Source organism: Deltaproteobacteria bacterium (assembly GCA_020848745.1).
Taxonomy (GTDB): Bacteria; Desulfobacterota; Binatia; order UTPRO1; family UTPRO1; genus UTPRO1.
Map to the genome: position 1 here is coordinate 1 of JADLHM010000002.1, position 5,042 is coordinate 5,042.

Here is a 5,042-nt window from a genome sequence, read left to right on the forward strand (position 1 = left end):
GCGGCGCGATCACCTCGAACGAGGGATTCTCGGTGGTGGCGCCGAGGAGCACGATCGTGCCGTTCTCGACGTGGGGCAGGAAGGCGTCCTGCTGCGCCTTGTTGAAGCGGTGGATCTCGTCGACGAAGAGGATCGTGGCGCGACCGTGCAGGCGTTGACGCTCGGCGGCCGCCGCGACGATCTCGCGCAGCTCCTTCACGCCCGACAGCACCGCGGAGAAGGCCACGAACTCGGCGTCCGCGGCGCGCGCCAGCAGATGCGCGAGCGTGGTCTTGCCCGTGCCGGGTGGTCCCCAGAGGATCAGGGAATGCAGGCGGCGGCTCTCGATCATCTCGCGCACGATCCGCCCCGGTCCGAGCAGGTGCTCCTGGCCGACGATCTCGTCGAGGGTCGCCGGTCGCATGCGCTCGGCGAGGGGTGCGCGACGTCGGCGCTCACGCTCGCCGTGGGCGGCGAAGAGATCGCTCGTCGGCTCGGGGCGTTTCACGGCGGCCGACCGTACCACAGACGCGTCGCCGGATCGCCATCGGGTTGCCATTTCGCCATCCCCCCACCATAACCGGGCGCATGCCGGAGACGCCGAGGACCGTCGGTCTCGTCGTGAAGCGGGGGCGGGCCGAGGCGGCGACGCTCGCGGCGACCATCGCCGCCCGCCTGCGGGCGCGCGAGGTGCGCGTGCTCGTGGAGGCGGAGCTCGGGGAGCTTCCCGAGGTGCGGGTCGTCGACAAGCCGACCATGGCCCGCACGGCGGACCTGATCGTCGTGTTCGGCGGCGACGGGACGTTGCTCGGCGTCGCGCGGCTCGCGGGTCCGCGGGAGCTGCGCGTGCTCGGCGTGAACCTCGGCGGGCTCGGATTCCTGACCGAGGTTTCGACGAGCGATGCCTTGCCGACGCTCGACCGGGTGTTCGCGGGCGACTATCAGCTCGATCGCCGCACGACCCTCGCCGTTCGCGTGCTGCGCGGCGGGACCGCCGTGGCCGCGTCCCAGGTCTTGAACGACGCGGTCATCAACAAGGGCGCGCTCGCGCGCATCATCGACCTCCATACGTCGGTCGACGGCGAGTACCTCTGCGTCTACAAGGCCGACGGCCTGATCGTCGCGACGCCGACCGGGTCCACCGCGTACTCGCTGTCCGCGGGGGGGCCGCTCGTCGGTCCCGGCGTCGCGGTCGTGCTGCTGGCGCCGATCTGCCCGCACACGTTGACCCTGCGGCCCCTGGTGCTCGCCGACAGCTCGGTCGTGCGGGTGCAGCTCCGGGCTCCGGATCAGGAGGTGTTCCTCACGCTCGACGGACAGGAGGGCATCCCGCTCCGCGACGGCGACGTCGTGGAGGTGGCGCGCTCGCCGCACGTGGTCGCGCTGGTGCGCACCGTGCCGCGGAGCGTGCTCGGCGTCCTGCGCGACAAGCTGCACTGGGGCGAACGCTGACGCGATGCTGAGGGAGCTCAGGATCCGGTCGCTCGCCGTGATCGAGGACCTGGAGATCGGATTCGAGCCGGGCTTCAACGTCGTCACCGGCGAGACCGGCGCCGGCAAGACGATGCTGATGCGCGCGCTCGGGCTCGTGCTCGGGGGCCGCGGCGGCGCGGAGCTGGTGCGCGAGGGGGCGAAAGAAGCCGAGATCGAGGCGCTCTTCGCCGGGACCGCGGTCGCGGCCGCGATGGCCGCGCTCGCGGATGATGCCTCGAGCGACGGCGGCGAGCTCGCGGTGCGTCGCGTCGTGAGCGCGACCGGGCGGCAGCGTGCCTACGTCGACGACCGCTTGGTCACGACGACGCGCCTCGCGGAGATCGGCGAGCGGCTGGTGCACGTGTACGGCCAGCACGAGCATCAGTCGCTGCTGCGCGCCGAGACGGCCCGGCTCCATCTCGACGCCGTCGTCGGGCTCGGGAGCCCGGTCGCCGCGATGGCGAGCCGCTTTCGCGCGCTCGTCGAGGTCGAAGACCGCCTGGCGGCGTGCGTGGCGGGAGCCGCCGGCGTCGAGGCGCGCCGGGAGCTTCTCGCGTTCCAGTGCCAGGAGCTGGCGCGCGTCGCGCCGCGCGGCGGGGAGCTCGAGGAGCTGGAGCGCGAGCGCGAGGTGCTCCGGCATGCCGAGCGCCTGCGCGACGCGGCGGCCGAAGCGGAGGGCGTCCTGTACGCGGGCGAGGGCGCGGTGCTCGACGTGCTGGCGCGCGCGGCGCATCGGCTCGGCGAGCTCAGGACGCTCGATGCGGAGCTCGGCATCGCGGCGGATCTCCTGGCGGAGGTGCGGCCGGCGATCGAGGATGCGGCGCTTCGCGCCGGGGCGCGGGCGCGGGCGATCCAGGCCGATCCGGCCCGGCTCGAGCAGGTCGAGGAGCGCGTCGCGGCGCTCCAACGGCTCGCGCGCAAGCACGGCTGCACTCCGGAGGAGTTGCCGGCCCGGCGCGAAGCGCTCGAGCGGGCGCTCGCCGAGCTCACCGCCGGCGACGCCGACCCGGCGGCGCTCGAGGCCGCCGCCGACGCCGCCGCGGCCGAAGCGTGGGCCGCCGCCGACGCGCTCACCGCCGCGCGGGTACGGCATGCCCCCGAGCTCGCGCGCCGCATCACCGACGGCATGCGCGAGCTGGCGCTCGGAAGCGCACACCTCGAGCTCGTCCTCGAGCCGCACCGGCCGACCGCAGCCACGCCCGGCCGGCACGTCCGGAACGGAGTGGCGCTCGCGGCGGCGGGCGCGGAGCAGGTGACATGGATGTTCGCGCCGAACCCGGGCGAGAGCGCGCGGCCGCTCGCCAAGGTCGCCTCGGGCGGGGAGCTTTCCCGGATCATGCTGGCGATCAAGGCGGCGACCGCCGGCGCGACCGACGTACCGACGCTCCTCTTCGACGAGGTCGATGCCGGGATCGGCGGCGCGGTCGCCGAGACCGTCGGCCGGAAGCTCGCCGCGCTCGCGGTCGAACGGCAAGTGATCTGCATCACGCACCTGCCGCAGATCGCCGCCTGCGCCGACCATCACTTCGTGGTCCGCAAACGGGTGGCGAAGGGCCGCACGCGCAGCTCGGCCGAGCGGCTCTCGGACGCCGAGCGGGTGGACGAGATCGCGCGCATGCTGGCGGGCATCACCGTCACCAAAGAGGCCAGGCGCCACGCCGCCGAGCTCCGGCGGTTGGGAGCGCAGCGCGCGCGCTGACGCGCTGCGCAAGCACGCCTCTATACGCGGATCCTTCCATCACCGGTTGTTTTTTCGTTGACAGACAGCGCCATTTTGGCGCAGAGCCGATCTTGGTGCCGAGCGACCATCCTGTGTTGCGTCGATAGGGCGTTTCGCAAACGTCCGAGGAGGATCGAGTCATGCGTCTGCCTGCCAAGAATGTCCTCGTGGGGGTTCTGGCGTTGGCCGCGTACGCCGCGTTCGCGAGCGTCGCACGTGCGGATGCGCTCAAATGCCAGCGTGGCATCTTGAAGGAGTCCGGAAAATTCGCGTAGGCGAAGATGAAGGCGCTCACCAAGTGCGAGGAGACGAAGCTGAAGGGCAAGCTGCCGCCGCTGACGGACTGCCACACCGAGCCGAAGACGTTCGCCGCGATCGGCAAGGCGTTGACGAAGCTCGGGGCCGGCATCGACAAGACGTGCGGCGGCGACGACAAGGACTGCACCTCGCCGGTCGGGAACGACGACCTCTTCAGCCCGCCGATCTCGTGGCCGAACACGTGTCCCGAGTTCGAGGCCAAGGGATGCAACAACTCGATCACGACCTGCGACGACGTCACGTCGTGCCTCTATTGCGTCAACGAAGAGGCCATCGACCAGGCAATCGATCTGTATTACGGCTCGCTCAATCCCGCGAGCCCCGGGAGCGACCTGAACAAGTGCCAGGTCGCGATCGGCAAGGCGACCTCGGCGTTCTTCGCGTCGAAGACGAAAGCCCTCGGGAAGTGCTGGGACGCCCGCTACAAGTCGAAGCACAGCAACGCCTGTCCGGCCCCCGGTGACGGCAAGGCGGCGGCCGCCATCCAGAAGGCTGAAGACAAGAAGATCGCGACCATCTGCAAGGCGTGCGGCGGCGACGACCAGGAGTGCAATGGCAGCGGCGATCTGTCGCCGGCGACGATCGGATTTCCGAGCCATTGCCCGAGCGTGACGATCCCGGGCGGCTCGGCCTGCGGCGGTCCGGTCAACACGCTCGCGCAGCTCGTCGCCTGCGTCGACTGCGTGACCGAGTTCAAGGTCGATTGCGAGGTAGCGCTCGCGGTGCCCGGCTTCATGCCGTATCCGGGGGAGTGCCCGGCCGAGCCGCCGACGCCGACCCCGACCGTTACGCCAACCCCGACGGTGACGGCAACCCGTACGGCGACGCCGACCGCGACCCCGACCGCGACGCTGACGCCGACGCCGACGCTCACCGCGACCAAGACGCCGACGCCGACGCCGACGGCGACCGCGACACCGACGGCGACGTCGACCCCGACCCCCTGCGGCAACGGCGTCATCGATCCCGGCGAGGATTGCGACACCGCGGGCGGCCCGGCGACCTCGTGCCAGACCGCGTCCAACACGAGCGCGTCGTTCACCTGCAGCCCGAGCTGCCAGTGCGCGTGTCCGACCAAGGTGACGTTTACGGGCGACGCCAACGATCCCGTGAGTGTGCTCGACACCGGCTGGACGGGCATCTCGCACCGCGCGCCCATCATCTCGAACGGCGAGGTGACGCTCGCGCTCTCCGGGTGCAGCGGCAGCAGCCGGCCGTGCGGTACATGCAATATCAGCGGCCCGATCGCCAACCCGCAAGCGGGCGCCGGGCAGATCGACAATCACCGCTGCACCAACGACCAGTCGCGGCGCTGCGCGACCGACGCGACCTGCACGCCGCGCAACTGCCTCGGCGGCGCGAACCACGGCGCGACGTGCAGCACCGACACCGAGTGCCCGGGCGGCAGCTGCCCGGCGTCCGGCGCGTGCCAGTGGTTCTTCGGGTCCAATCTGCCGCTCGCCGCGGGCGGGGTGACGACCTGCGTGGTGAATCGCTTCAACGGTTCGATCAGCGGCACGGCGAACATCGAGAGCGGCCAGTCGTCGAACAC

Annotated in this window: 4 protein-coding genes; 3 read left to right on the plus strand and 1 reads right to left on the minus strand. The window is 71.6% G+C overall.

From position 1 onward, the window contains the following. On the minus strand, positions 1–538 hold a 538-nt coding region (locus IT293_00065), incomplete at its 3' end, for an AAA family ATPase (protein MCC6763031.1). Positions 539–567: 29 nt separating this feature from the next. Here IT293_00065 and IT293_00070 point away from each other — a divergent pair. From IT293_00070 to IT293_00080, 3 genes are all read left to right on the plus strand, one after another. After that, complete coding sequence (locus IT293_00070; protein ID MCC6763032.1) at positions 568–1,431, plus strand: NAD(+)/NADH kinase; 864 nt, start codon at positions 568–570, stop codon at positions 1,429–1,431. 4 nt (positions 1,432–1,435) lie between these two features. Beyond that, a complete protein-coding gene (gene recN / locus IT293_00075) occupies positions 1,436–3,151 on the plus strand; it encodes a DNA repair protein RecN (protein ID MCC6763033.1) in 1,716 nt (571 codons plus the stop codon). Positions 3,152–3,453: 302 nt separating this feature from the next. Then, positions 3,454–5,042, plus strand: a 1,589-nt coding sequence (locus IT293_00080) for a hypothetical protein (GenBank protein ID MCC6763034.1), incomplete at its 3' end; no start/stop codon positions are given.